The sequence below is a fragment of the Streptomyces platensis genome, from assembly GCF_008704855.1.
Classification (GTDB): Bacteria; Actinomycetota; Actinomycetes; order Streptomycetales; family Streptomycetaceae; genus Streptomyces; species Streptomyces platensis.
Genome location: NZ_CP023691.1, coordinates 3,041,743 through 3,065,565 on the forward strand (window position 1 = coordinate 3,041,743; position 23,823 = coordinate 3,065,565).

The 23,823-nt window shown below is 69.3% G+C and carries 19 protein-coding genes and 2 tRNA genes; 4 read left to right on the plus strand and 17 right to left on the minus strand.

From position 1 onward, the window contains the following. Positions 1-2 precede the first annotated feature (2 nt). The 10 genes from rodA to CP981_RS13420 all read right to left on the minus strand — a co-directional run bounded on the left by rodA (position 3) and on the right by CP981_RS13420 (position 13,680). A complete protein-coding gene (gene rodA / locus CP981_RS13375) occupies positions 3-1,217 on the minus strand; it encodes a rod shape-determining protein RodA (RefSeq protein ID WP_085925627.1) in 1,215 nt (404 codons plus the stop codon). Then, positions 1,214-3,364 carry a penicillin-binding protein 2 gene (gene mrdA, locus CP981_RS13380; protein ID WP_085925664.1) on the minus strand — a complete coding sequence of 717 codons (2,151 nt, stop codon included), beginning with the start codon at positions 3,362-3,364 and terminating at the stop codon, positions 1,214-1,216. Before mrdA ends, rodA begins: the two co-directional genes overlap by 4 nt. A 48-nt stretch (positions 3,365-3,412) precedes the next feature. Further along, positions 3,413-4,123, minus strand: coding sequence for a rod shape-determining protein MreD (gene mreD, locus CP981_RS13385; protein ID WP_085925626.1), 711 nt, complete (start codon positions 4,121-4,123; stop codon positions 3,413-3,415). 3 nt (positions 4,124-4,126) lie between these two features. Then, positions 4,127-5,059 (minus strand): rod shape-determining protein MreC, encoded by a 933-nt coding sequence (gene mreC / locus CP981_RS13390; protein ID WP_085925625.1) that lies wholly within the window; start codon positions 5,057-5,059, stop codon positions 4,127-4,129. Between the two features lie 241 nt (positions 5,060-5,300). Beyond that, positions 5,301-6,320 carry a rod shape-determining protein gene (locus CP981_RS13395; protein ID WP_003985182.1) on the minus strand — a complete coding sequence of 340 codons (1,020 nt, stop codon included), beginning with the start codon at positions 6,318-6,320 and terminating at the stop codon, positions 5,301-5,303. 294 nt (positions 6,321-6,614) lie between these two features. Continuing rightward, a complete protein-coding gene (ndk, locus tag CP981_RS13400) occupies positions 6,615-7,028 on the minus strand; it encodes a nucleoside-diphosphate kinase (protein ID WP_085925624.1) in 414 nt (137 codons plus the stop codon). Positions 7,029-7,302: 274 nt separating this feature from the next. Further along, a complete protein-coding gene (locus CP981_RS13405; RefSeq protein ID WP_085925623.1) occupies positions 7,303-7,668 on the minus strand; it encodes a DUF4233 domain-containing protein in 366 nt (121 codons plus the stop codon). Positions 7,669-7,671: 3 nt separating this feature from the next. Beyond that, a complete protein-coding gene (gene folC / locus CP981_RS13410) occupies positions 7,672-9,186 on the minus strand; it encodes a bifunctional tetrahydrofolate synthase/dihydrofolate synthase (RefSeq protein ID WP_085925622.1) in 1,515 nt (504 codons plus the stop codon). 166 nt (positions 9,187-9,352) lie between these two features. After that, complete coding sequence (locus CP981_RS13415) at positions 9,353-10,810, minus strand: peptidoglycan D,D-transpeptidase FtsI family protein (protein WP_085925621.1); 1,458 nt, start codon at positions 10,808-10,810, stop codon at positions 9,353-9,355. A 221-nt stretch (positions 10,811-11,031) separates the two neighbouring features. Beyond that, positions 11,032-13,680: a valine--tRNA ligase gene (locus CP981_RS13420; protein ID WP_085925620.1), complete on the minus strand. Its 2,649-nt coding sequence runs from the start codon at positions 13,678-13,680 to the stop codon at positions 11,032-11,034. A 164-nt stretch (positions 13,681-13,844) separates the two neighbouring features. On the opposite strand from CP981_RS13420, the gene CP981_RS13425 reads away from it, so the two are divergent. Then, a complete protein-coding gene (locus CP981_RS13425; protein WP_085925619.1) occupies positions 13,845-14,804 on the plus strand; it encodes a hypothetical protein in 960 nt (319 codons plus the stop codon). Positions 14,805-14,897: 93 nt separating this feature from the next. Here CP981_RS13425 and clpX read toward each other — a convergent pair whose 3' ends face one another. The 5 genes from clpX to CP981_RS13450 form a co-directional block, all read right to left on the minus strand. Continuing rightward, positions 14,898-16,181, minus strand: coding sequence for an ATP-dependent Clp protease ATP-binding subunit ClpX (gene clpX, locus CP981_RS13430; RefSeq protein WP_085925618.1), 1,284 nt, complete (start codon positions 16,179-16,181; stop codon positions 14,898-14,900). A 170-nt stretch (positions 16,182-16,351) separates the two neighbouring features. Then, entirely contained in the window at positions 16,352-17,029 is a 678-nt protein-coding gene (locus tag CP981_RS13435) for an ATP-dependent Clp protease proteolytic subunit (protein ID WP_085925663.1), read from the minus strand. Positions 17,030-17,094: 65 nt separating this feature from the next. Then, positions 17,095-17,697 carry an ATP-dependent Clp protease proteolytic subunit gene (locus tag CP981_RS13440; RefSeq protein ID WP_030283915.1) on the minus strand — a complete coding sequence of 201 codons (603 nt, stop codon included), beginning with the start codon at positions 17,695-17,697 and terminating at the stop codon, positions 17,095-17,097. A gap of 288 nt (positions 17,698-17,985) precedes the next feature. Next, positions 17,986-19,374, minus strand: a complete 1,389-nt coding sequence (gene tig, locus CP981_RS13445; protein WP_158092659.1) for a trigger factor — start codon at positions 19,372-19,374, stop codon at positions 17,986-17,988. A gap of 233 nt (positions 19,375-19,607) precedes the next feature. Next, positions 19,608-19,684 (minus strand) — tRNA-Pro (locus CP981_RS13450). Between the two features lie 182 nt (positions 19,685-19,866). On the opposite strand from CP981_RS13450, the gene CP981_RS13455 reads away from it, so the two are divergent. Together CP981_RS13455 and CP981_RS13460 are read left to right on the plus strand one after the other, a co-directional pair. Then, a tRNA-Gly gene (locus tag CP981_RS13455) sits at positions 19,867-19,937 on the plus strand. A gap of 113 nt (positions 19,938-20,050) precedes the next feature. Next, positions 20,051-20,428, plus strand: coding sequence for an arsenate reductase family protein (locus CP981_RS13460; RefSeq protein WP_085925661.1), 378 nt, complete (start codon positions 20,051-20,053; stop codon positions 20,426-20,428). A 44-nt stretch (positions 20,429-20,472) separates the two neighbouring features. Here CP981_RS13460 and CP981_RS13465 read toward each other — a convergent pair whose 3' ends face one another. Then, the gene (locus CP981_RS13465) at positions 20,473-20,667 is read right to left on the minus strand and encodes a hypothetical protein (protein ID WP_042154793.1); all 195 of its coding nucleotides are present in this window, start codon (positions 20,665-20,667) and stop codon (positions 20,473-20,475) included. A gap of 607 nt (positions 20,668-21,274) precedes the next feature. Between CP981_RS13465 and CP981_RS13470 the strand changes: the two genes are divergently transcribed. After that, positions 21,275-22,438: an acyltransferase family protein gene (locus CP981_RS13470; RefSeq protein WP_244329646.1), complete on the plus strand. Its 1,164-nt coding sequence runs from the start codon at positions 21,275-21,277 to the stop codon at positions 22,436-22,438. Positions 22,439-22,600: 162 nt separating this feature from the next. Here the strand turns inward: CP981_RS13470 and CP981_RS13475 are convergent, their stop codons facing one another. Further along, entirely contained in the window at positions 22,601-23,746 is a 1,146-nt protein-coding gene (locus CP981_RS13475; RefSeq protein WP_085925616.1) for a PP2C family protein-serine/threonine phosphatase, read from the minus strand. Positions 23,747-23,823 lie beyond the last annotated feature (77 nt).

Here is a 23,823-nt window from a genome sequence, read left to right on the forward strand (position 1 = left end):
GGTCAGCGGGAGGCCGAGAGCGGGCGCTGCACCCGGATCGACTGGAGCAGCCCGATCGCGATCCAGACCGCGAACATCGAGGTGCCGCCGTAGGAGACGAACGGCAGCGGCAGACCGGTGACGGGCATGATCCCGAGGGTCATGCCGATGTTCTCGAAGGCCTGGAAGGCGAACCACGCGATGATCCCGGCGGCCACGACCGTGCCGTAGAGCTCGGTGGACTCCCGGGCGATCCGGCAGGCGCGCCACAGGACCACCCCGAGCAGGACGATGATCAGGCCCGCGCCCAGGAAGCCGAGTTCCTCACCGGCGACGGTGAAGATGAAGTCCGTCTGCTGTTCGGGGACGAACTGACCGGTGGTCTGGCTGCCGTGGAAGAGACCGGATCCGGTCAGCCCGCCGCCGCCGATCGCGATCCGGGCCTGGTTGGTGTTGTAGCCGACACCGGCCGGGTCGAGGCTCGGGTTGGCGAAGGCGGCGAAGCGGGCGATCTGGTAGTCGTCGAGCAGTCCGAGCTGCCAGACCGCGACACAGCCGACGACGCCGGTGCCGACCAGCCCGAGGATCCAGCGGTTGGAGGCGCCGGAGGAGAGCAGCACACCGAGGATCACGGCGCCGAGCACCATCACCGAGCCGAGGTCGGGCATCAGCATGATGACGGCCACGGGGACGGCGGCCAGCGCGAGGGCCTGGACGACGGTGCGGTGGTCGGGGTGCGGCCGGTCCCCCGCGTCGACCCGGGACGCCAGCAGCATCGCCATGCCCAGCGTGATGGTGATCTTCGCGAACTCGGCGGGCTGGAGGGAGAAGCCGCCGGGGATCGCCAGCCAGGACCGCGAGCCGTTGATGGTGGCGCCCAGCGGGGTCAGCACCAGCAGCGCCAGCACGACCGAGAGGGCGTAGAGGACCGGGACGGCGCCGCGCAGCGTGCGGTGGCCGAGCCAGATCGTGCCGCCGGCGAGCGCCAGGCCGATACCGAGGTTCAGCAGATGGTGCAGGAAGTAGTAGTACTCGTCGCCGTGGTTGAGCTCGGTGCGGTTACGGGTGGCGGAGAAGACCAGCAGCGAGCCCACCAGCGACAGCACCAGGCAGGACAGCAGCAGTATCCAGTCCAGTTTGCGCAGCACCGAATCGCGCGCCGTCAGCTTGCCCCAGGTGCCGAGCTCAGGGGTGTAGCGCCGGATCGAGAACGCCCGGGAGGTGTGGCTGGTCGTCATCGTGGGCTCTCCGATGCGGACGGCGACGGCGACGGCGGGGCATACGGCTTGATGGGCTGGGACTGGATGGCGCCATCACTTTCGATCTTGGGCAGCTTGGCCTCGGGCCTCGGGAGCAGCGCGGCCTTGGGGTCGATGCCGCCCTTCTCGTCGACTCCGTACAGCGCGTTGTAGATGTTGCGCACGGCAGGGCCGGAGGCGCCGGAGCCGGTACCACCCTGCGCGATGGTCATGACGATCGTGTAGTCCTTGGTGTACGTCGCGAACCACGAGGTCGTCTGCTTGCCGTAGACCTCGGCCGTACCGGTCTTGGCGTGCATCGGGATCTTGTCCTGCGGCCAGCCGCCGAACCGCCAGGCGGCGGTACCGCGGGTGGCGACACCGGCGAGGGCGCCGTCCATCTGGTGGAGGGTCTTCTGCGTCACCGGCAGCCGGCCGTGCGACTGGGGCTTGACCCGCTGGATGTGCTTGCCGTCGGGGCTGATGACGGCCTTGCCGACGGTCGGGTTGTAGAGCGTGCCGCCGTTGCTGATCGCGCCGTAGATCGTCGCCATCTGGATCGGGGTGACGAGGGTGTCGCCCTGCCCGATGGCGTAGTTGATCGAGTCGTAGGCGTGCAGCTTCATGCCCTCCAGGCAGCCTTCCCGGGCGAGCTTGGTGCCGAAGTCCTTCTTCTTCGGCCAGGCCTTGGCCTGTTCGCACCAGCCCGCCTTGTTGGCCTTCCAGAAGGCGTTCTTCCACTTGCGGTCGGGGACCCGGCCGGTGACCTCGTTCGGGAGGTCGATGCCGGTCTCCTTGCCGAGGCCGAACTGGTGGGCCGTCTTGTAGAACCAGTTCTTGGCGTCCTTCTTCGGCTTGTCCCCGCCGTCCTTGCGCCACTCGTCGTGCGAGAGGCGGTAGAAGACGGTGTCGCAGGAGACCTCCAGCGCCCGGCCGAGGCTGATCGCGCCATGGCTCTGCGACTCGAAGTTCTTGAAGGTCTGGCCGCCGATGCTGTACGAGCTGGTGCAGGGGTAGTGGCCGTTGAAGTCATAACCCGCGTTGACCGCGGCCGCGGTCGAGATGACCTTGAAGATCGAGCCGGGGGCGGCCTGCCCCTGGATGGCGCGGTTCAGCAGCGGGTAGTTGGAGTCCTTGCCGGTGAGGTGGGCGTAGTCCTTGCCCGAGATCCCGCCGACCCAGGCGTTCGGGTCGTAGGTGGGGTTGGAGGCCATCGCCACCACCCGGCCGGTCTTCGCCTCCATGACGACGACGGCGCCCGAGTCGGCCTTGTAGTTGGTGCCCGTGTTCCTGTCGTGCTCCTTACGGGCGTCCTTCATGGCCTGGTCCAGCTGCTTCTCCGCCAGGCCCTGCACCCGGGCGTCGATGCTGGTGACGACGCTGGCGCCGGCCTTGCCCTTCTCGCTCTTCGCCTGGCCGATGACCCGGCCGAGGTTGTCGACCTCGTAGCGGGTGACGGCGGCCTTGCCGCGCAGCGCGTCGTCGTACGTCCGCTCCAGACCGGACCGGCCGATCTGGTCCGAGCGCAGCAGCGGTGAACGGCTGTGCTCGGCCTTCTTGATCTCCCCGTCGGTGACCGGTGAGAGATAGCCGAGGACCTGGGCGGTGTTGGCGTCACCCGGGGCGGCGTAGCGGCGGACGGCGGTCGGCTCGGCGCTGATGCCGGGGAAGTCCTCGGAGCGCTCGCGGATCTGGAGGGCCTGCTGGGTGGTGGCCTCGTCGGTGATCGGGATCGGCTGGTACGGCGAGCCGTTCCAGCACGGCTGCGGCGTCTTGGAGTCGCACAGCCGGACCTTGTTGCGGATCTCCTTCCCGGACATGCCGAGCACCTTGGCCAGCCGGCCGAGCACGGCCTTGCCGTCGTCCTTCATCTTCAGCAGCTCGGTACGGCTGGCCGACACCACCAGACGGGTCTGGTTGTCGGCCAGCGGCACCCCGCGCGCGTCGAGGATGGAGCCGCGGGTGGCGGGCTCGATGACCTGCTGGACGTGGTTGTTCCTGGCCTCGGTGGCGTACTCCGTGCCATTGCGGATCTGTAGATACCAGAGCCGGCCGCCGAGGGTGAGCAACAGCGAGAAGACCAGGATCTGGATCGCGATGAGCCGGACGCTGACCCGGGAGGTCCGGGATTCCGGGAGATTACTCATGGCGCGCCGCGCCTCCATGAGGGGTCGTGGTCGAAGGGCGAGGGAGCGTCACAGCCGCTTGACCCCCTTGATGCGGCCCACCTTGTCGCGGGCCGACTTGCCGAGCAGACCGCCGCGCTGGCTGCCGATCCGGGCGCCGGAGCGCACGGACTTCATGGCGCCGCGGCTGGCCTTGAGGCCGGTGCCGGTGGTGAGCCAGCCGTATCCGGAGGTGCCGGAGCCGCTCGGGCTGCCGGAACCGTCACCGGTCAGTGGCTCGCCCTCGGTTCTGCGCGCCAGCGCCATCACCAGGGGCACCACGAAGGGGGCCAGCAGCAGGTCGTAGAGGGTGGCGCTGAGCAGCAGCCCGACGATGCCGACGTGCCGGGCGGCGGTGTCGCCGACCAGGGCGCCGACCCCCGCGTACATCAGCGTCGAGACGATCGCGGCGCCGATGACGACGATCAGCGGCAGCGTGGCCGAACGGTGCCGGCCGGACTCCGGTTTGGTCAGGCCCGCCGCGTAGCCGATGACGCACAGCACCAGCGCATAGCGGCCGATGGCGTGGTCGGACGGCGGGGCGAGGTCGGCCAGCAGCCCGGCGAAGAAGCCGACGAGCGCGCCGCCGACATGGCCGTAGACCAGCGCCAGTCCGACCACCACGAGCAGCAGCAGATCGGGTACGGCGCCGGGCAGTTGGAGTCTGGCGAGGATGGTGACCTGGATGACGAGGGCGACGACCACCAGCGGGGCCGAGAGCAGAATCCGGTTGATGCGCATCGGTCAGCTCCTGGGAGGGACGCTCGCGGAGGGGGTGGCCGTGACGGTGACCGTCGGCGTCGGCTTGGGCTTGGCGGGCCGGGGTGGCAGGACGGTGTCGCGCGGGTCCTCGCGGGGCGGCTGGACCACGACGCCGACGATGTCGAGCTGGGAGAAGGCGACGAACGGCCGGACCTGGAGGTTGCGGGTCAGATCCCCGTTGAACGGCTCGACCCGGACGACCCTGCCGACCGGCACACCGGGCACGAACGGCTTGTCCTTGCTGGAGCCGAAGGTGACCAGCCGGTCGCCCTTCTTGATGTTGGCCCGGCCGTTGAGGAGCTGAACGCGCATCGAGCGGACCCCCTGCCCGTTGGCGAAGCCGATCTCGTTGGTCTTCTCCATACGGGTGCCGACGGTGAAGTCGGGGTCGGCGGCCAGCAGGACGGTGGAGGTGTCGGCGCCGACGGTGGTGATCCGGCCGACCAGACCGTCGCCGTTGAGCACGGTCATGTCGCGGCGGATGCCGTCACGGGTGCCGGCGTCGATGGTGACGGTCCAGGAGAAGCCCTGGGCCGAGCCGATGGCGATGACCTGGGCGCCCTTGATGGCGTACTGGCCGGTGCCCGCGGTCTTGAGGATCTTGTCGAGCTCGGCGGCGCGGCTGCGGTTCCGGTCGGAGGAGCCGAGTTTGGCCTTCAGCGCCTCGTTCTCGTGCTCCAGCGTGCTGATCCGGTTGTGCCGCCGGCCGGAGTCCCGTACGGCACCGACCGCGTTGCCGACCGGGTCGACGACGCGGGCGACACCGCTTTCGACCGGGCCGAAGGCGGAGGCGGCGGCTTGCCGGGCACCATCGAGCGGGGACTGTTCGCCGCCGCGGATATCGACCGTGATCAGCGCGAACGCGATCGCGACCAGCAGCACCAGCAGCAGCCGGCTCTCTCGTGTGTCCCTCACGTGCGGCGGCCGTGTCCTTCCTCGTAGGACCGGCCGGCTGCGGGCCCCGCCGGTCTCGTTCGGGAGTTGAGCGTTGTGCCTGTGTGACGGTGCCGGACGGTGAAGCGCCAGTGCACCGTGTCTGTCGGGATGTTGGGCCCGTGTGCCGGCCGGTCCGCGGACGGACCGGCCGCTGGTCCCGGGGCCCGGCCCCCGCGGCCGCCGGGCGGCGGCCGCGGCGCGGGTCGGTTCCCCGGCCGTGCTACCTGCGCGGCTGGGAGTCGAGGACCTGCTGGAGCGCCTCGAACTCCTCGACGCACTTGCCGGAGCCCAGCGCGACCGAGTCGAGCGGGTCCTCGGCGATGTGGATGGGCATACCGGTCTCGCGGCGCAGCCGCTCGTCGAGGCCGCGGAGCAGGGCGCCGCCACCCGTGAGCACGATGCCGCGGTCCATGACGTCACCGGACAGCTCCGGCGGGCACTTGTCGAGGGTCGTCTTGACCGCGTCGACAATGGAGTTGACCGGCTCCTCGATGGCCTTGCGTACCTCGGCGGCCGAGATCACCACGGTCTTCGGCAGACCGGAGACCAGGTCCCGGCCGCGGATCTCGGTGTGCTCGTCCTGCTCGAGGTCGTACGCCGAACCGATGGTGATCTTGATGCTCTCGGCGGTGCGCTCGCCCAGCAGAAGGCTGTACTCCTTCTTGATGTGCTGGATGATCGCGTTGTCGAGCTCGTCGCCGGCCACCCGGATGGACTGCGCGGTGACGATGCCGCCGAGCGAGATGACCGCGACCTCGGTGGTACCGCCGCCGATGTCCACGACCATGTTGCCGGTGGCCTCATGGACCGGCAGACCGGACCCGATCGCGGCGGCCATCGGCTCCTCGATGATGTGCACCTGGCGCGCGCCGGCCTGGGTCGAGGCCTCGATCACCGCACGGCGCTCCACTCCGGTGATGCCGGAGGGGACGCAGACGACGACCCGCGGACGGGCCAGATAGCGCCGCTTGTGAATCTTCAGGATGAAGTAGCGGAGCATCCGCTCGGTGATCTCGAAATCGGCGATCACGCCGTCTTTCAGGGGCCGTACGGCGACGATGTTGCCGGGCGTGCGCCCGATCATCTTCTTCGCCTCAGCACCCACCGCGAGGATCCCGCCGGTGTTGGTGTTGATGGCCACGACCGACGGCTCGTTGAGGACGATTCCGCGGCCCCTGACGTACACCAGCGTGTTGGCGGTCCCGAGGTCGACAGCCATGTCACGGCCGATGAACGACATGTTGTTCCCCATGAGGATACGTCTGGCCTTCCCAACTGGAGCGAATGCTTACTGGAGGTCGGCAGGAGGTGATGCGCTGTGAGGCGCGGAAGCCTCCATCGTAGTTCGTAGTGCGCCCACTCGAACACGTCGGGAGGCTGTTCCGCCATTGTCAGCCGTACACGCACCCGCCCCCCTCAATGGTGACGTCGTGTCGCGGTGATGCGTTCCCCCGATCGTGTCGTATACACCAAGGGGCGACCGGTGATTTCTACGGTCGCCCCAGGTCACGAGGGGTGTACAGCTGATGACGTGTCAGGAAATACCGGGGAAGAAAATCTTGATCTCGCGCTCGGCGGACTCTTCGGAATCCGACGCATGGATCAGATTCTCCCGGGTGATCGTTCCGAAGTCCCCACGAATGGACCCACTCGGCGCGGCAATCGGGTCAGTCGGACCGGCCAGCGCCCGTACGCCCTCGATCACCCGCTCGCCCTCGACGATCATCGAAACGACCGGACCGGAGGCCATGAACCCGACCAGCGGCTCGTAGAACGGCTTGCCGACGTGCTCGGCGTAGTGCTGCTCCAGGATCTCGCGGTCCAGGCTGCGCAGCTCCAGCGCGCTGATCGTCCAGCCGGCCTTCTTCTCGATCCGGCCGATGATCTCGCCGATCAGACCGCGCTGGACGGCGTCAGGCTTGAGAAGGACGAGGGTGCGCTGGCTCACGAAGGGACTCCCTGGATATGAACAATGGTCAGCGGGTGCACTGAGGCTACATGGGGGACACGCCGCCACGGGGCGCAGCCCCCGGCCTCCGGGACGCCCCGTGGAACCGGCTCTAGGGGGTGTCGTTCGGATCATGGTGGATCAGGGAGCGGGGTCTGGTGCGTGCGATCGCAAGGCGGAGGAGGGAGTCGACGCGGAGCGTCGGCGAGTGACGACAACGCGGCGAGCGTGCGTGCCAGACCCCGCGAGCCCGCCATGATCCGAACGACACCCCCTAGGCGGGCCTGCCGGCCGCTTCGCCGGCCGCCTCGGACTGCGCCGCCCAACGGGCCTTCGCCTCATCGATCTTGCGGCCGAAGTGCACCGACGCCCACCACAGGGCGGCGAAGACCGCGCCCAGGAAGAACATCGTCGGCACCACGAAACCGGCGGCGATCAGAGCGGCCTGGAGCGCCCAGCCGAGCTGGACGCCACCCGGACGGGTCAGCATCCCGCACAGCAGCAGGCTCAGCAGCATCCCGATCCCGCTGACCGTCCAGATCGTGACCTCGGACAGCCCGGTCATCTGCGTCGCGACCAGACCGGCGAAGCCGATCACGAAGAATTCGCCTATCAGAGTGCTGGCACACAGCGTGCGCATGGTTCAGCCCCTCCCCATCAGCAGCCGGGCCTCGCCGACCGTGATCACCGAGCCGGTCACCAGCACACCGGCGCCGGAGAACTCGCCCTCTTCCTCGGCGAGGGTGATCGCCGCCTCCAGGGCGTCGTCGAGCCGCGGCTCCACCTGGACCCGCTCGGCGCCGAAAACCTCGACGGCGACGGCCGCAAGCTCGTCCGGATCCATCGCACGATGGCTGGAATTACGGGTCACCACGACCTCGGCGAAGATCGGCTCGAAGGCCTCCAGGAAGCCCCGAACGTCCTTGTCCCCGCTGGCGCCGACCACACCGACCAGACGGCTGAACCCGAACGCCTCGGTGACCGCCTCGGCCGCGGCCCGAGCGCCCGCCGGGTTGTGCGCCGCGTCCAGCACCACCGTCGGGCTGCGCCGCACGACCTCCATCCGGCCGGGCGAGGTGACGGCGGCGAACGCGGAGCGGAGGGTGTCGATGTCGAGCGTGCGGGCGTGCTCCGAGCCGACGCCGAAGAACGCCTCGACCGCGGCGAGCGCCACCGCGGCGTTGTGCGCCTGATGGGCGCCGTACAGCGGAAGGAAGATCTCCGGGTACTCACCGCCCAGGCCGCGCAGCGTCAGCATCTGCCCGCCGACGGCCACCTCACGGGAGAGCACCCCGAACTCCATGCCCTCACGGGCGACCGTGGCATCCACCTCGACCGCGCGCTTGAGCATCACCGACGCCGCGTCCACCGGCTGCTGGGCCAGCACGACCGTGGCGTCCTTCTTGATGATCCCGGACTTCTCCCCGGCGATCTGCTCGGGCGTCTCGCCCAGCCGGTCGGTGTGGTCCAGCGAGATCGGGGTGACCACGGCGACATCACCGTCGATCACGTTCGTCGCGTCCCAGGTGCCGCCCATGCCGACCTCGACGACCGCGACGTCCACGGGGCTGTCGGCGAAGGCGGCGTACGCCATGGCCGTGAGCACCTCGAAGAACGACAGGCGGTACTCCTGCTGGGCGTCGACCATCTCCACGTACGGGGCGATGTCCCGGTACGTCTCGATGAACTGCTCGGCGGAGATCGGGCCGCCGTCCAGGCTGATCCGCTCGGTGATCGACTGGACATGCGGGCTGGTGTAGCGGCCGGTGCGCAGGTCGAAGGCGGACAGCAGGGACTCGATCATGCGGGCGGTGCTGGTCTTGCCGTTGGTGCCGGTGATGTGGATGGACGGGTAGGCCCGCTGGGGTTCGCCGAGGATGTCCAGCAGCGCCGCGATGCGCTGGACCGACGGGTCGAGCTTGGTCTCGCCCCAGCGGCCGGCCAGCTCCTCCTCGACGGCGCGCAGCGCACGGTCGACCTCGGGGTCGGCCGGCCGGGCGGGGATCCCGTCCCCCTGCGGCGGGCCGGCCTGCGCGCGCAGGGTCCGGCTGCCGGCCTCGATCACCGCGAGATCGGGGTCACGGTCGGTCTCCGCCTCGACCAGTTCGTCGAAGGCGTCGTTCGGGTCGGGGTCGTCGTTCTGGGGGCGCTCGCTCACGCCGACCAGTCTACGAGGCACGTGTGACAGCGGTGCGCTGCGTTGCCCTCCCCGGCACCGCGCCGCTGCCAAGGGCGGCCGGCCCGGTCCACGCCCCGGCGTGCGCCCCTGCGCCGGGGGCCGGGGACGGGCCGGGGACAGGGGCCGGCGACGGGGGCCGGGCCGGCTACGACGGCAGCGCCGCCTTCATCATGGCCCGCGCGATCGGGCCCGCCAGCCCGTTGCCGGAGACCTCGTTGCGGGCGGCATGCCCGTCCTCGACCATCACGGCCACCGCCACCCGGTGCCCCTTGCCGTCCTCGGCGTACGAGACGAACCAGGCGTAGGGCGTCCCGCTGTTGTCGACGCCGTGCTGGGCGGTGCCGGTCTTGCCGCCGACGGTCAGTCCGTCGATCTTCGCGCCGGAGCCGGTGCCCTTGTCCACGACCGTCTGCATCGCCGACCGCAGCTGCTGGGCCGTGCGCGCCGACATGGCCTTGCCGTCGCCGTACGTCTTGGGCTCGTTCTCCTGGACGGTGTTGCCGCCGCCGTCGGTCAGCTTGTCGACCAGCTGCGGGGTCTTCAGCTCGCCGCCGTTCGCGATGGCCGAGCTGACCATCGCCATCTGGAGCGGGGTCGCCTGGTCGTCGAACTGGCCGATCCCGGACAGCGCGGTCTGCGCCTCGTCCATGTTCCCGGGGTAGACGCTCTTGCCGGCCCGCACCGGGGTGTCCACCTTGCCGTCGTTGAAGCCGAACTTGTCGGCCTGCGCCTTCACCTTGTCCTTGCCCAGGTCAACGGCCATCTTCGCGAAGACGGTGTTGCAGGAGTACTGGAGCGCGGTGCGGATGTCCGCGTTCTTGCAGGGCGCGGCGGCGTTCTCGTTGGTGAGCTTGGTGCGGGTGTTGGGGAGGGTGTACGGGTCGGGGCTGTGGGTGGGCTCGTCCACCGAGGTGTACAGCCCGTCCTCCAAGGCGGCCGCGGCCACCACCAGCTTGAAGGTGGAGCCGGGCGGCAGCGGCTGCCGCAGCGCCCGGTTGACCTCGGGGTCCTCGGTGTCGCCGGACATCTTCCGCCATGCCTTCTGGTCGGCGCTGCTGGACCCGGCGAAGGTCCCCGGGTCGTACGACGGGGTGCTCACCATGCCCAGGATCCGCCCGGTGGCCGGGTCCATGGCGACGGCGGCGCCCTTCTTGTCACCCAGCGCCCGGTAGCCGGCCTTCTGCACCGCGGCGTCGATGGTGGTGGCCACATCGCCGCCCTTGGCCCGCTCGCGGGTGAGCGCGTCGGCGGGGGTCTGGAGGCGGCTGTCGGAGCCGTCCAGGAGGTCGCCGTAGAGGCTCTCCAGCTGGTTGCTGCCGAAGATCTGCGAGGTGAAGCCGGTGACCGGCGCGTACAGCGGGCCGTCCTTGTAGGTCCGCTTGTACTTCAGCGTGTCGGAGGTGGTGGCGGAGCCGGTGACCGGCTCCCCGCCGACGAGGATGTTGCCCAGCGGCGCCGAGTACTTGCCGATCGTCACCCGCGGATTGTGCGGGTCCTCCTTGTAGTCGCTCGCCTTCGCGCCCTGGAGCCAGGTCACCCAGCCCATCAGCGCGACGATCAAGGCCAGACAGAAGACCGCAGCCCGTCGCAGGGGTTTGTTCATCGGGCGCGGCTCCTCAGGTACGGGACGTGCGGTGCTGCCGCCACTACGGCATTCCGGTCCACCGTGCCTCGGCCAGATGAGAGCGCGATGAGAACGCCCGGACCGCCGCCCGGGGCCCCGCCCGGCCCCTGCCCGCCGGGGCCCCGGCCCCCCGCGGACCACCCCGGCAACGGCGCAGGCCCCCCGCCCGTACGGACGAGGGGCCTGCGAGGTCTGCCGCGTTACCCCTTCGGCAGGGCCGCCAGCTGCGCGGTGATCCGGACGATGTCCGCCTCCGCGGCCTCCAGCCGGCCGCGGATCTTGTCCACCACCTTCTCCGGCGCCTTGGCCAGGAACGCCTCGTTGCCGAGCTTGCCGGTGGCCTGCGCCTTCTCCTTCTCGGCCGCGCCCAGGTCCTTCGTCAGGCGCTTGCGCTCCGCCTCGACGTCGATGGCGCCGGACAGGTCCAGGGCGACCGTGGCACCCGCGACCGGCAGCGAGGCGGTGGCGCTGAAATCGTCACCGGCCGGCTGAAGCCGCAGCAGCGAGCGCATCGCAGCCTCGTGCGCGGCCAGCGCCGTACCGGACAGGTCCAGCTGGGCCGGGACCTTCTGGCCGGGCTGGAGCCCCTGGTCGGAGCGGAACCGGCGGACCTCGGTCACGACCTGCTGAACGGTCTCGATCTCGCGCTCCGCCGCCGCGTCCCGGAAGCCGCCCGGGGCCTCGGCCCCAGGAATGACCACAGCCTTCGGCCACTCGGCGATCACGACCGACTCACCGCCGGTCAGCGTCGTCCACAGGGTCTCGGTGACGAACGGGACGATCGGGTGCAGCAGCCGCAGGGTGACGTCCAGGACCTCGCCCAGCACCCGGCGCGAGACCTCTGCGGCCGGGCCGCCCGCCATGAAGGTGGTCTTGGACAGCTCGACGTACCAGTCGAAGACCTCGTCCCAGGCGAAGTGGAAGAGGGTGTCCGACAGCTTCGCGAACTGGTAGTCGTCGTAGTAGGCGTCGACCTCGGCGACGACCGAGTTCAGCCGGGACAGAATCCACCGGTCGGTCGCCGACAGCTGCTCGGCGGGCGGGAGTTCACCCTCCACCGTCGCACCGTTCATCAGCGCGAACCGGGTGGCGTTCCAGATCTTGTTGGCGAAGTTACGGGAGCCCTGGACCCAGTCCTCGCCGATCGGGACGTCGACACCGGGGTTGGCGCCCCGGGCGAGCGTGAACCGGACGGCGTCCGAGCCGTAGGAGTCCATCCAGTCCAGCGGGTTGACCGCGTTCCCGAAGGACTTGGACATCTTCTTGCCGAACTGGTCACGGACCATGCCGTGCAGCGCGATGGTGTGGAACGGCGGGGTGCCGTCCATGGCGTACAGCCCGAACATCATCATCCGGGCGACCCAGAAGAAGAGGATGTCGTAGCCCGTGACCAGGACCGAGTTCGGATAGAACTTCTCGACGCTCGGGGTCTGCTCGGGCCAGCCGAGCGTGGAGAACGGCCACAGCCCGGAGGAGAACCAGGTGTCCAGCACGTCGGTGTCCTGGTGCCAGCCCTCGCCGCTCGGCGGCTCCTCGTCCGGTCCGACGCAGACGACCTCACCCTCCGGCCCGTACCAGACCGGAATCCGGTGACCCCACCACAACTGCCGCGAGATGCACCAGTCGTGGAGGTTGTCGACCCAGCCGAAGTAGCGGGACTCCATCTCCTTGGGGTGGATCTTGACCTTGCCGTCGCGGACCGCGTCCCCCGCGGCCTGCGCCAGCGGGCCGACCTTGACCCACCACTGCATCGACAGCCGCGGCTCGATGGTGGTCTTGCAGCGCGAGCAGTGCCCGACGGAGTGGGTGTACGGGCGCTTCTCGGCGACGATCCGGCCGTCGGCGCGCAGCGCACCGACGATCGCGGAGCGGGCCTCGAAGCGGTCCAGGCCCTGGAAGGGGCCGTGCGCCGTGATGACACCGCGCTCGTCGAGGACGGCGAGGTTGGGCAGCCCGTGCCGGCGGCCGATCTCGAAGTCGTTCGGGTCGTGGGCCGGGGTGACCTTGACCGCGCCGGTGCCGAACTCCGGGTCGACGTGCTCGTCGGCGACGACCGGGATCCGGCGGCCGGTCAGCGGCAACTCGATCTCGGTGCCGACGAGATGGGCGTACCGCTCGTCTTCCGGGTGGACGGCGACCGCGGTGTCACCCAGCATCGTCTCGGCCCGGGTGGTGGCGACGACGATCGACGCGTCACCCTCCCCGTACCGGATGGAGACCAGCTCGCCGTCGTCGTCCTGGTACTCCACCTCGATGTCCGAGATGGCGGTCAGACAGCGCGGGCACCAGTTGATGATGCGCTCGGCGCGGTAGATCAGCTCGTCGTCGTGGAGCCGCTTGAAGATCGTCTGGACGGCCTTGGACAGGCCCTCGTCCATCGTGAACCGCTCGCGCGACCAGGCGACACCGTCGCCCAGGCGCCGCATCTGGCCGGAGATCTGGCCGCCGGACTCGCCCTTCCACTGCCAGACCCGCTCGACGAACGCCTCACGGCCCAGGTCGTGCCGGGAGACGCCCTCCTTGGCGAGCTCCCGCTCGACGACGTTCTGGGTGGCGATACCGGCGTGGTCCATGCCCGGCTGCCAGAGCGTCTCGTAGCCCTGCATGCGCTTACGGCGGGTGAGCGCGTCGATGAGGGTGTGCTCGAAGGCGTGCCCCAGGTGCAGGGAGCCGGTGACGTTCGGCGGCGGGATGACGATGGTGTACGGCGGCTTGTCGCTCTTCTCGTCCGCCTCGAAGTAACCCCGCTCTACCCAGCGCTCGTACAGCGGCCCCTCTACATCGGCCGGCGTGTACTGAGTCGGCAGTTCGGGGGCGCTGTGCTTGCTCTGCTGAGAGTTCTCGGTCACGCCGGACAGTGTACGGGCGCGGATGTAGCGGCTTCGAATCGGTTTCGCCCCCGGGGCAACGGCTGTCAGCGGCGTCGTACAGGATGTCGGCAGCGCATCAACAGCACCCAGAACTTCACACGCAGAACTCAACTGAATTCAGTTGTCACGAGGGGAACCGCTCCATGAGCTTCAACCAGCCGCCTCCCGGCCCGTACGGCCAGCAGCCCCCGCAGCCGGGTCCGTACGGCCAGCCGCAGCAGCCACCGGCCCCCCAGCCCGGTTACGGCTACCCGCAGCAAGGCGGCCAGGTGCCTCCGCAGCAGGGCTACGGCTACCCGCAGCAGGCCGGCCAGGCGCCCCCTCAGCAGGGCTACGGCTACCCCCAGCAGGCCGGCCAGCCCTACGGCCAGCAGGCCCCGTACGGCGGCCAGCAGACCCCCTACGGCGTGATCCCGCAGGGCCCGGAGGAGAGCGGCGGCAACGGGAAGAAGATCGGCCTGATCGTCGGCGCGGTCGCCGTCGTCGCGGCGATCGGCGTGGGCGCGTACTTCGTCTTCGGCTCGGGCGGGGATGTGAAGCCGTACACGATCTCGCTGCCGGAGAAGCTGCTGAGCGGGGAGTACAGCAAGGTGCCGGACCGCCCCGGCGCGAAGCCGCAGAAGGACTTCTCCGACGACAAGGAACTGCGGGCGATGGGGATCACGGACGCCACCGCCGTCCAGGGCGCGTACGGCAACGCCGCCAAGCAGGGACTCGCGGTGGTGGGCGTCTACGGCACGGTGAACGACCCGGAGACCGCCGTGGACCAGACGTTCGCCAAGCTCGAGGAGAACCAGAAGAAGGACCCGAACGCCTCCCGCGCCAAGATCGAGACGGTCACGCCGGTCACCGAGTTCTCGCCGGACGGCTTCGACGGCGCGGTGATGAAGTGCAAGGTGCAGAAGGCGACGGTCACGATGGGCGGCGTCAGCGCGTCCCAGGAGGTCTCCGTCTGCATCTGGGGCGACAGCAGCGCGATCGGCATCGTGCAGTCCCAGCCCGCCCCGGCGACCAACGGTGCCGCCGGCTCCCAGCCGCTGACCGCCGAGCAGCTCTCCGAGAAGACGGCCAAGCTCCGCGACGAGGTCCGCAAGGAGAAGTAGGCACCCCGGGGGCGCGTCCGGCGGCGCCCCCACACACCACCGCCCGGCAGCGTTCCCGCTGCCGGGCGGTTCGGTATCAGCTACCGGCGCGTCCTACGCGCTCTTCTCCTGCGGCTCCCCCGACTCGCCGCGGCTGCGCGGGACCAGGGTCGGGTTGACGTTCGAGTGGACGACGTCCTCGGTGATGACGACGCGGGCCACGTCCTTACGGGACGGGATCTCGTACATCACCGCCTGGAGGACCTCCTCCATGATGGCGCGCAGACCACGGGCGCCGGTGCCGCGGAGGATGGCCTGGTCGGCGATGGCCTCCAGGGCCGGGCGGTCGAAGTCCAGCTCCACGCCGTCGAGTTCGAAGAGGCGCTTGTACTGCTTGACGAGCGCGTTGCGCGGCTCGACCAGGATCTGGAGCAGCGCCTCGCGGTCGAGGTTGTGGACCGAGGTGAGGACGGGGAGACGGCCGATGAACTCCGGGATCATCCCGAACTTCACCAGGTCCTCCGGCATCACGTCCTGGAGCTGGTCCTTGGACTCGATCTCCCGCTTGGAGCGGATCGTGGCGCCGAAGCCGATGCCCTTGGCACCGGACCGGGCCTCGATGATCTTCTCCAGGCCGGCGAAGGCACCGCCGACGATGAAGAGGACGTTGGTGGTGTCGATCTGGATGAATTCCTGGTGCGGGTGCTTGCGGCCGCCCTGGGGCGGGACCGAGGCGGTGGTGCCCTCCAGGATCTTCAGCAGCGCCTGCTGGACGCCCTCGCCGGAGACATCGCGGGTGATCGACGGGTTTTCGCTCTTCCGGGCGACCTTGTCGATCTCGTCGATGTAGATGATGCCGGTCTCGGCCTTCTTGATGTCGAAGTCCGCGGCCTGGATCAGCTTCAGGAGGATGTTCTCGACGTCCTCACCGACGTAGCCGGCCTCCGTCAGCGCCGTGGCGTCGGCGAACGCGAAGGGGACGTTGAGCATCCGGGCGAGGGTCTGCGCGAGCAGCGTCTTGCCGGAGCCGGTGGGGCCGAGCAGCAGGATGTTGGACTTGGCGAGCTCGATGCCCTCATCGCCGCGGCCGGGGCCGTTCTCGCCCGCCTGCACCCGCTTGTAGTGGTTGTAGACGGCGACCGAGAGCGCCTTCTTGGCGGGGTCCTGGCCGACGACATAGCCGTTCAGGAACTCGTAGATCTCCCGCGGTTTGGGGAGCTCCTCCCACCGCACCTCGGAGGTCTCGGCGAGCTCCTCCTCGATGATTTCGTTGCAGAGGTCGATGCACTCGTCGCAGATGTACACACCAGGTCCCGCGATGAGCTTCTTCACCTGCTTCTGGCTCTTTCCGCAGAATGAGCACTTGAGCAGGTCGCCGCCGTCACCGATGCGTGCCACGAGGTGCTTCCCCTTCGCCTGGGATCCGTATTGCTCCACGGACCCGGGTGCTTGCCTATCGACGGTACCTTGCCGGGCCCCCCGTACGGGCCCCCCTTGGACGGACTCGGTTCACTCCGTCCCGAACCGGTCCAAGGGGGCAACGCTCCGGCTCATTTCGCGAAAGATCGCTAGCCGATCGAGACCGACGACTTCCGCGTCGAGACGATCTGGTCGACCAGACCGTACGCCAGGGATTCCTCGGCGGTCAGGATCTTGTCACGCTCGATATCGTCCCGGATCTTCTCGATCGGGGTGGTGGAGTGCTTGGCCAGCAGCTCCTCCAGCTGCGAACGCATCCGCAGGATCTCGTTGGCGGCGATCTCCAGGTCGGAGACCTGACCGCGGCCGGTCTCGCTGTACGGCTGGTGGATCAGGACCCGGGCGTTCGGCAGCGCCATCCGCTTGCCGGGGGTGCCGGCGGCGAGCAGCACGGCCGCGGCGGAGGCCGCCTGGCCCATGCAGACCGTCTGGATGTCCGGCTTCACGAACTGCATCGTGTCGTAAATGGCGGTGAGCGCCGTGAAGGAACCGCCCGGGGAGTTGATGTAGATCGAGATGTCCCGGTCCGGGTCCATCGACTCCAGGCACAGCAGCTGCGCCATGACGTCATTGGCCGACGCGTCGTCGATCTGCACGCCGAGGAAGATCACGCGCTCCTCGAACAGCTTCGCGTACGGGTCGTACTCGCGCACGCCCTGCGAGGTGCGCTCGACGAAGCGCGGGACGATGTAGCGGGACTCGGCGCGCGGGCCGGAAAACTCGGCCTGGGCTCCCTCGTAGAGGCCGCTGCCGGGGAAGTTGTTCATCGTGGTGTTCACCGTCCTGGTGGCGATCAAGTGGGCTGGGGGCTGAAGGGCGAGTGGTACGGGGCTCAGGCGCCCGTGCCGCCCCCGCCCGGAACGCCGGCGGCGGAGGTCATGACATCGTCGATCAGGCCGTATTCCTTGGCCTCATCGGCGGAGAACCAGCGGTCGCGGTCGGAGTCCTGGGTGATCCGCTCGACGGTCTGACCGGTGTGGAAGGCCGTCAGCTCCGCCATCCGCTTCTTGGTGTGCAGCAGCCGCTCGGCGTGGATCTTGATGTCCGACGCGGAGCCGGCCAGGCCCGCGGAGGGCTGGTGGATGAGGATCTCGGCATTCGGCAGCGCGAAGCGCTTGCCCGGGGTGCCGGCGCTCAGCAGGAACTGTCCCATGGAGGCGGCGAGGCCCATCGCGATCGTCACCACGTCGTTCTTGATGTACTGCATGGTGTCGTAGATCGCCAAGCCGGCCGAGATCGAGCCGCCCGGGGAGTTGATGTAGAGGAAGATGTCCTTGTCCGGGTCCGCGGCGAGGAGAAGCAGCTGCGCGGTGATCTTGTTGGCGATGTCGTCGTCGACCGGCTGGCCGAGGAAGATGATCCGCTCGCCGAGCAGCCGGTTGTAGACCTGGTCGCCGAGGCCACCGAAGGTCGGCTCAGCGGCGGCGGAAGGCATCGGGATCGTCACGTGTCCACCTGCTCGTTGTCGGACGGCTCCAGGCCGTCTCAGCGTCGTCTTCTGGGGCGCGGGGATCGGCGCCGTGTGTCGCCCCGGCGCGGTTTCAGGGACTCCCCTGCCCTCGTATCTACGGACCCTAACGCGCAGGTCGGACAACGCCATCCCGCATCGATAACTGTTCGCTGTGAGCGCAGGCTCACCGGCCCGGTACGAGTACGGGCCCGAACACGCGGACGTGCGTGTTCGGGCCCGTAATCAGCGGTCTTCGCGCGAGGCGACCGGGGCTCAGGCCTCGGGCTTCTCGTCGGTGCCCTCGGCGTCGGTGCCCTCGGCCCCGGCGTCGACGGTCTCGGCGGTCTCGTCCTCGTCGTCGAGGTCGATGACCTCGCCGTTGCTGTCCTTGACCGTGGCGGCCTCGACGACGACCGCGAGGGCCTTGCCGCGGGCGACCTCACCGACGAGCATCGGCACCTGGCCGCCCTCGACGACGGCCTGGGCGAACTGGTCGGGGGACATACCGGAGGACTGCGCGCGGCGCATGAGGTGCTCGGTGAGCTCCTCCTGGCTGACGTTCAGCTTCTCCTTGTTGACCAGCTCGTCGAGGATGAACTGGGTCTTGATGCCCTTCTCGGCCTGCTCCTTGGTCTCGGCGTCGAACTCCTCCTCGCTCTTGCCCTGGATCTCCAGGTACTTCGCGAGGTCGAGGCCCATCTGGCCGAGCTGGTGGTTGACCAGGTTGTGCTTGCGGGTCTCGATCTCGTCCGCGAGCAGCTTCTCCGGCATCGGCACCTCGACGAGCTTGAGCAGCTCGTCCAGGACCTTCTCCTGCGCCTGGGTGGCCTGGTCGTACTTCTTCATCTGCTCAAGGCGCTTGCGGCTGTCGGCGCGCAGGTCCTCAAGGGTGTCGAACTCGCTCGCCAGCTGCGCGAAGTCATCGTCCAGCTCGGGCAGTTCGCGGGACTTGACCTCGGTGACCTCGACCTTGACCTCGGCCTCCTTGCCCTCGGCGGAGCCGCCCTTGAGCTCGGAGGTGAAGGTGGCGGAGTCGCCGGCCGCGACGCCGGTGACGGCCTCGTCGATGCCGTCGAGGAGCTCACCGGAGCCGACGGTGTAGGTGACGCCCTCGGCGACGCCGTCCTCCAGGACCTCGCCGTCCACCTTGGCCTCGAGGTTCAGCGTCAGGACGTCGCCGTCCTGGGCGGCGCGCTCGACCGGGGCGGTCGTGGCGAAACGCTCCCGCAGCTGCTCGACGGACTTGTCGATGTCCTCGTCCGACACCTCCACGGCGTCGACCTCGACCTCGATGCCGGAGTAGTCCGGGATCTCGAGGGCGGGACGGATGTCGACCTCGGCGGTGAAGGCCAGCAGCTCGCCGTCCTTCAGCTCGGTGATGTCGACCTCGGGCTGGCCGAGGACGTTGAGCTCACCCTCGTTGACCGCCTCGGTGTAGAACTTCGGGAGCGCGTCGTTGACGGCCTCCTCCAGCACGGCACCGCGGCCGAACCGCTGGTCGATGACGCGCGCCGGGATCTTGCCCTGGCGGAAGCCCTTCACCGTGACCTGCTGGTTGATCTTCTTGTACGCCGCGTCGAGGCTGGGCTTGAGCTCCTCGAAGGGCACCTCGACAGTGAGCCGAACCCGAGTCGGGTTCAGGGTCTCCACGGCGCTCTTCACGGTTCGGTCTCCTTGGGGCTGACTTCTGGGGTTCTGCTTGAGATCCGCCGGTATCCGGCTGTTCCGGTACCGGCCGATCACGCCCGGTACACAGACACACGGGCACGCAGCTTGCATAGTAACCGCAAGGAGGATGACGCCCACAACGCGATCTTGAACAGCGGCCGGATCATGAGGCGGCGCGAAGCGGGATGGGGTGGTGCCCGACGGTGCCGTCGGGCTGACCTGTCTACTGGTCGGGGTGGCCGGATTCGAACCGACGACCTTCCGCTCCCAAAGCGGACGCGCTACCAAGCTGCGCCACACCCCGTCGGTGCGACACGTAGGGTACATGGCCGACGGCGCTCCGGCTGCCAGTTATCGGGGCGTCCGGTGGCGGGACATGGGGGCGCACGCGGCGACGCGCACCGTCCTCGGGAAGGGATGTGCGGCGCACCGCCGCGACCCGCTAGGATGCACTGCGTGCCGAGGTCCGTGCGATCTGTGGCGCTTGCGGGCGTAGCTCAATGGTAGAGCCCCAGTCTTCCAAACTGGCTACGCGGGTTCGATTCCCGTCGCCCGCTCGCATGAGGAAACCCCAGGCCGGCCGGCCTGGGGTTTTCCGCTTTCCGGAGCGCGCCGCCGGATGCCGGCACACCTCTTCGCTCCGCGGTCGCGGGTCAATAAGGTGGTCCGCATGGAGATCTGGCTCAATCCCGCGTGTTCCAAGTGCCGTTCCGCCGTGGAGATCCTCGACGGGGCGGGCGCCGATTACACCGTGCGCAAATATCTGGAGGACCCGCCGAGCGCCGGTGACCTGCGGGACGTGCTGACGCGGCTCGGCCTGGAGCCCTGGGACATCACCCGGACCCAGGAGGCCGAGGCCAAGGAGCTGGGGATCGGGGACTGGGAGCGCACCGACGCCGCGCGTGAGCGCTGGATCGCGGCGCTGGCGGCGCACCCCCGGCTGATTCAGCGGCCGATCATCACCGCGGACGACGGTTCGGCGCTGGTCGGACGCAGCGAGGACGCCGTACGCGAGGCGGTGGCGCGGGCCGGGGGCGGGGCCTCGTAGGACGGGGACCGTGAGCGGCGCCTGACGGAGGGCCGGCGGACCACCTAGAAGGTGATGTGGTTGATGGTGTCCGCCAGGGAGTTGAGGAACTTGTTGATCGACGGCGCCACGCCCGTGGAGGCGAGGAAGAAGCCGAACAGTATGGCGACGAGCGCCGGACCTCCCTTGATCGACTTCCCTCTGATCAGCACGATCAGGATGATCCCCAACAGCAGCACAACTGACAGCGAAAGAGCCACAACTGATCACACCCTCGGTCGGAACGCCTCACCGGCCCGGGGGCATGCCGCGCACACCCCCCTGCACCCATCGTGCCACCAACTCCATGCCCATCGCAGGCCGGTGACGAATCATCGGCCAACGCTTTGCCCGATTCCGGCCGCTGGTGGCCGGGGGGCCACGACGGGGTGGCGTACGAGTGGCGAGCGGGCGACGGTGCGGGGGCCGCGCGGGGCCGGGACGGCGGCGGCGCAAAGCCGGGAAGATTTCCCCGCCTGACGCGGCGTCGATAATTTCTGCCGATCATTCCCCCGCGGCATTCCGATCATTTCCCCGACCCCCGGGAATAGGGAATTCGTGGCATCCGTCACTGCTTTACGGGCCACTTCGAAGGCTTATTAGCATTCGGACATAAGACTAAGGAAGGGGACATTCCCCCAGAGTCGTTTGCGGGGGATACGACCCGATTTGGCGGGATGAAAGGGGGCGAAGCGGGCAGCCTGGCGGGGGTCCTGCCCCGGCGATTGCGGATTTTATCCGGGTGCTCTCCGGAGCGGCACCCAACGAAATAACGAAGGGGCCGCACACGGTTTTACGCGCCCGCCGACCGCCGCTATCGTGCCTCAAATGTTTCCCGCTGCCCCGACACCCCGACGCGCCCTGCCCCCTGCCCAGCGGGCGGCGGGTACGGACCGGACCGGGCCCACGGCTCAGCCGTCCGGTGCGCCGGAGGGCGCGGCGGCGCCCGCTCCGAAGAGCGGTGGCCGTAACCCGTTCTTCGACAATGCGAAGTACCTGGCCATCGTGCTGGTGGCGATGGGGCACGCATGGGAGCCGCTGACCGACGGGAGCCGGGCGGCCGAGGCGTTCTACATGACCGTCTACACCTTCCACATGCCGGCCTTCATCATCATTTCCGGTTACTTCTCGCGCAGCTTCGACATGCGCAAGGACCGGTTGCAGCGGCTGGTCACGGGGGTCGCGGTCCCCTACATCCTCTTCGAGACCGCCTATGCCTTCTTCAAGCGCTGGGCGGACGACGATCCCGGGCACCCCATCAGCCTGCTCGACCCGTGGTTCCTGACGTGGTTCCTGGTGGCCCTGTTCATCTGGCGGCTGACCACCCCGCTGTGGCAGATCGTGCGCTGGCCGATTCCGCTCGCGGTGGCCATCGCCGTACTCGCCTCCGTGTCCCCGGACATCGGCGACGATCTGGACCTCCAGCGGGTGCTCCAGTTCCTGCCGTTCTTCGTCCTGGGGCTGGCGCTGCGGCCGGAGCACTTCAAGCTGGTGCAGCGGCGGGCGGTCCGGATCGCCTCGCTGCCGATCTTCGCCGCGGCGCTGGTGATGGCCTACTGGGCGGCGCCCCGGATGTCCTCGGCGTGGTTCTACCACCGGGACAGCGCCCAGGAACTGGGCACCACCTGGTGGATCGGCGCGGTCATGACGCTGGCGCTCTTCGGCTGCTCGATCGTGATGGTGGCCTGCTTCTTCGCCTGGGTGCCGACCCGGCAGACCTGGTTCACGGTGCTGGGCGCGGGGACGCTCTACGGCTATCTGCTGCACGGCTTCCTGGCCAAGGGCTCGCGGTTCTGGGGCTGGTTCGACGACTACGCCTGGCTGCACACCCCGCTCGGCGAGATCGCGGTGACGCTGATCGCGGGCGGCATCGTGACGGCCCTGTGCACCCCACCGGTCCGCCGGGTGTTCCGCTTCGCCATGGAGCCGACGATGGCGTGGGCGTTCCGGAAGGACCCGGCCGATACGGCGCGGGCCCGCGTCAGCGCCTGAGAGCCCGTGCTTTCCGGCCGGGGCGCGACGCGGTCGGTTCACGCCATGGCGTGGGCGGTGCACCGGCACCCGCGGCGGCCTGCGGACGGCCGCGGAAACGGCTGAAGTACGCCCCCGGGAAGAGCGTCCGACGGGCCGTGGCCCCCTCGGCGCCGCGGCCCCTTACGCGTCCCGGCAGATCAGCAGCAGCGCCCGGTCGTCGTTGACGTCCTTGGCGACGGCCTCGATCAGATGCCAGGCGGCGCCCGCGAAGCCGCCGGTGACATAGCGGTCGGCCTCGCCGGTCAGCCGGTCGATGCCCTCCGCGATATCGCGGTCGGCGGCCTCGACCAGGCCGTCGGTGAACAGCATCAGCACATCGCCGGTCCGCAACGTGCCCTTGACCGGGTGGAACTGGGCACCGTCGTAGACGCCGAGCAGCGGCCCGTCCCCTGACTTCTCCTCCCAGCGGCCGGTGCCGGCGCTGAGCTGGAGGGCCGGCAGATGTCCGGCGGAGAGGAGTTCGTAGTCGCCGGATTCCAGGTCGAGGACGAGGTGGATGGAGGTCGCGAACCCCTCGTCCCAGTCCTGGCGCAGCAGATAGCCGTTGGCGGCGGGCAGGAAGCCGTGCGGCGGCAGCGAGCCGAGCAGGCCGCCGAAGGCGCCGGACAGCAGCAGGGCGCGGGAGGCCGCGTCCATGCCCTTGCCGGAGACATCGGTCAGCACCACTTCGAGGATGGTGCCGCCGTGGGTGCGGGAGGCCACCACGAAGTCGCCGGAGAAGGACTGCCCGCCGGCCGGGCGCAGCGCCATCTCGTGGTGCCAGCCCTGCGGCAGCTTGGGCAGCTTGCTCTGGACGCGGATGCGTTCGCGCAGGTCGAAGAGCATGGTGCCGCCGCGCCGCCAGGGCACCCCGACCCGGCTGCGGAACTGCGCGATGAGCAGCCCGAAGAGCCCGACCGCGGCGACGACCAGGACGGTGCCCGGAGTGATCCGTTCCGGCCCTTCGTCGTACGGGCCGAACAGCGCGGACTCGACGACCAGCGCGGTCGCCGAAGCGCCGTACAGGACGAGGAGGTTGGCCGGCCGCAGCAGCAGGCCGCCGGCGATGACCGGGAGGACCAGCGCCGTCGGGGCGATCCATTCCGGCCACCAGAGTGTGCCCGCGGCGATGGCGGGTATGGCGATGAGCAGGGCGGCCAGCGCGAACCGGTCGGAGCCCTCGCCGCGGAAGTAGTCGACACCGGCCTTGCGCACGCCGATGCGGGCCCGGTGCAGTCCTTTGTGCATCCGGGCCGTCAGGGTTTCCGTTCCCTGGCCGCTGGTCATTGCTCTGGGACCTTATCCACCCGTTCGGCGGTGCGTCGATTCGCCGCACGTCGGCCTGGAAAATTCCCGGGAAACCC

Excerpts from the sequence above, each read along its gene's own strand:
- CP981_RS13470 (WP_244329646.1), top strand. The coding sequence starts at position 21,275 with ATGTTTCCCGCTGCCCCGACACCCCGACGCGCCCTGCCCCCTGCCCAG.
- rodA (WP_085925627.1), bottom strand. The coding sequence starts at position 1,217 with ATGACGACCAGCCACACCTCCCGGGCGTTCTCGATCCGGCGCTACACC.
- CP981_RS13405 (WP_085925623.1), bottom strand. The coding sequence starts at position 7,668 with ATGCGCACGCTGTGTGCCAGCACTCTGATAGGCGAATTCTTCGTGATC.
- CP981_RS13425 (WP_085925619.1), top strand. The coding sequence starts at position 13,845 with ATGAGCTTCAACCAGCCGCCTCCCGGCCCGTACGGCCAGCAGCCCCCG.
- mreD (WP_085925626.1), bottom strand. The coding sequence starts at position 4,123 with ATGCGCATCAACCGGATTCTGCTCTCGGCCCCGCTGGTGGTCGTCGCC.
- CP981_RS13440 (WP_030283915.1), bottom strand. The coding sequence starts at position 17,697 with ATGCCTTCCGCCGCCGCTGAGCCGACCTTCGGTGGCCTCGGCGACCAG.
- CP981_RS13415 (WP_085925621.1), bottom strand. The coding sequence starts at position 10,810 with ATGAACAAACCCCTGCGACGGGCTGCGGTCTTCTGTCTGGCCTTGATC.
- mrdA (WP_085925664.1), bottom strand. The coding sequence starts at position 3,364 with ATGAGTAATCTCCCGGAATCCCGGACCTCCCGGGTCAGCGTCCGGCTC.
- CP981_RS13460 (WP_085925661.1), top strand. The coding sequence starts at position 20,051 with ATGGAGATCTGGCTCAATCCCGCGTGTTCCAAGTGCCGTTCCGCCGTG.
- CP981_RS13435 (WP_085925663.1), bottom strand. The coding sequence starts at position 17,029 with ATGAACAACTTCCCCGGCAGCGGCCTCTACGAGGGAGCCCAGGCCGAG.
- CP981_RS13475 (WP_085925616.1), bottom strand. The coding sequence starts at position 23,746 with ATGACCAGCGGCCAGGGAACGGAAACCCTGACGGCCCGGATGCACAAA.
- CP981_RS13395 (WP_003985182.1), bottom strand. The coding sequence starts at position 6,320 with ATGTCGTTCATCGGCCGTGACATGGCTGTCGACCTCGGGACCGCCAAC.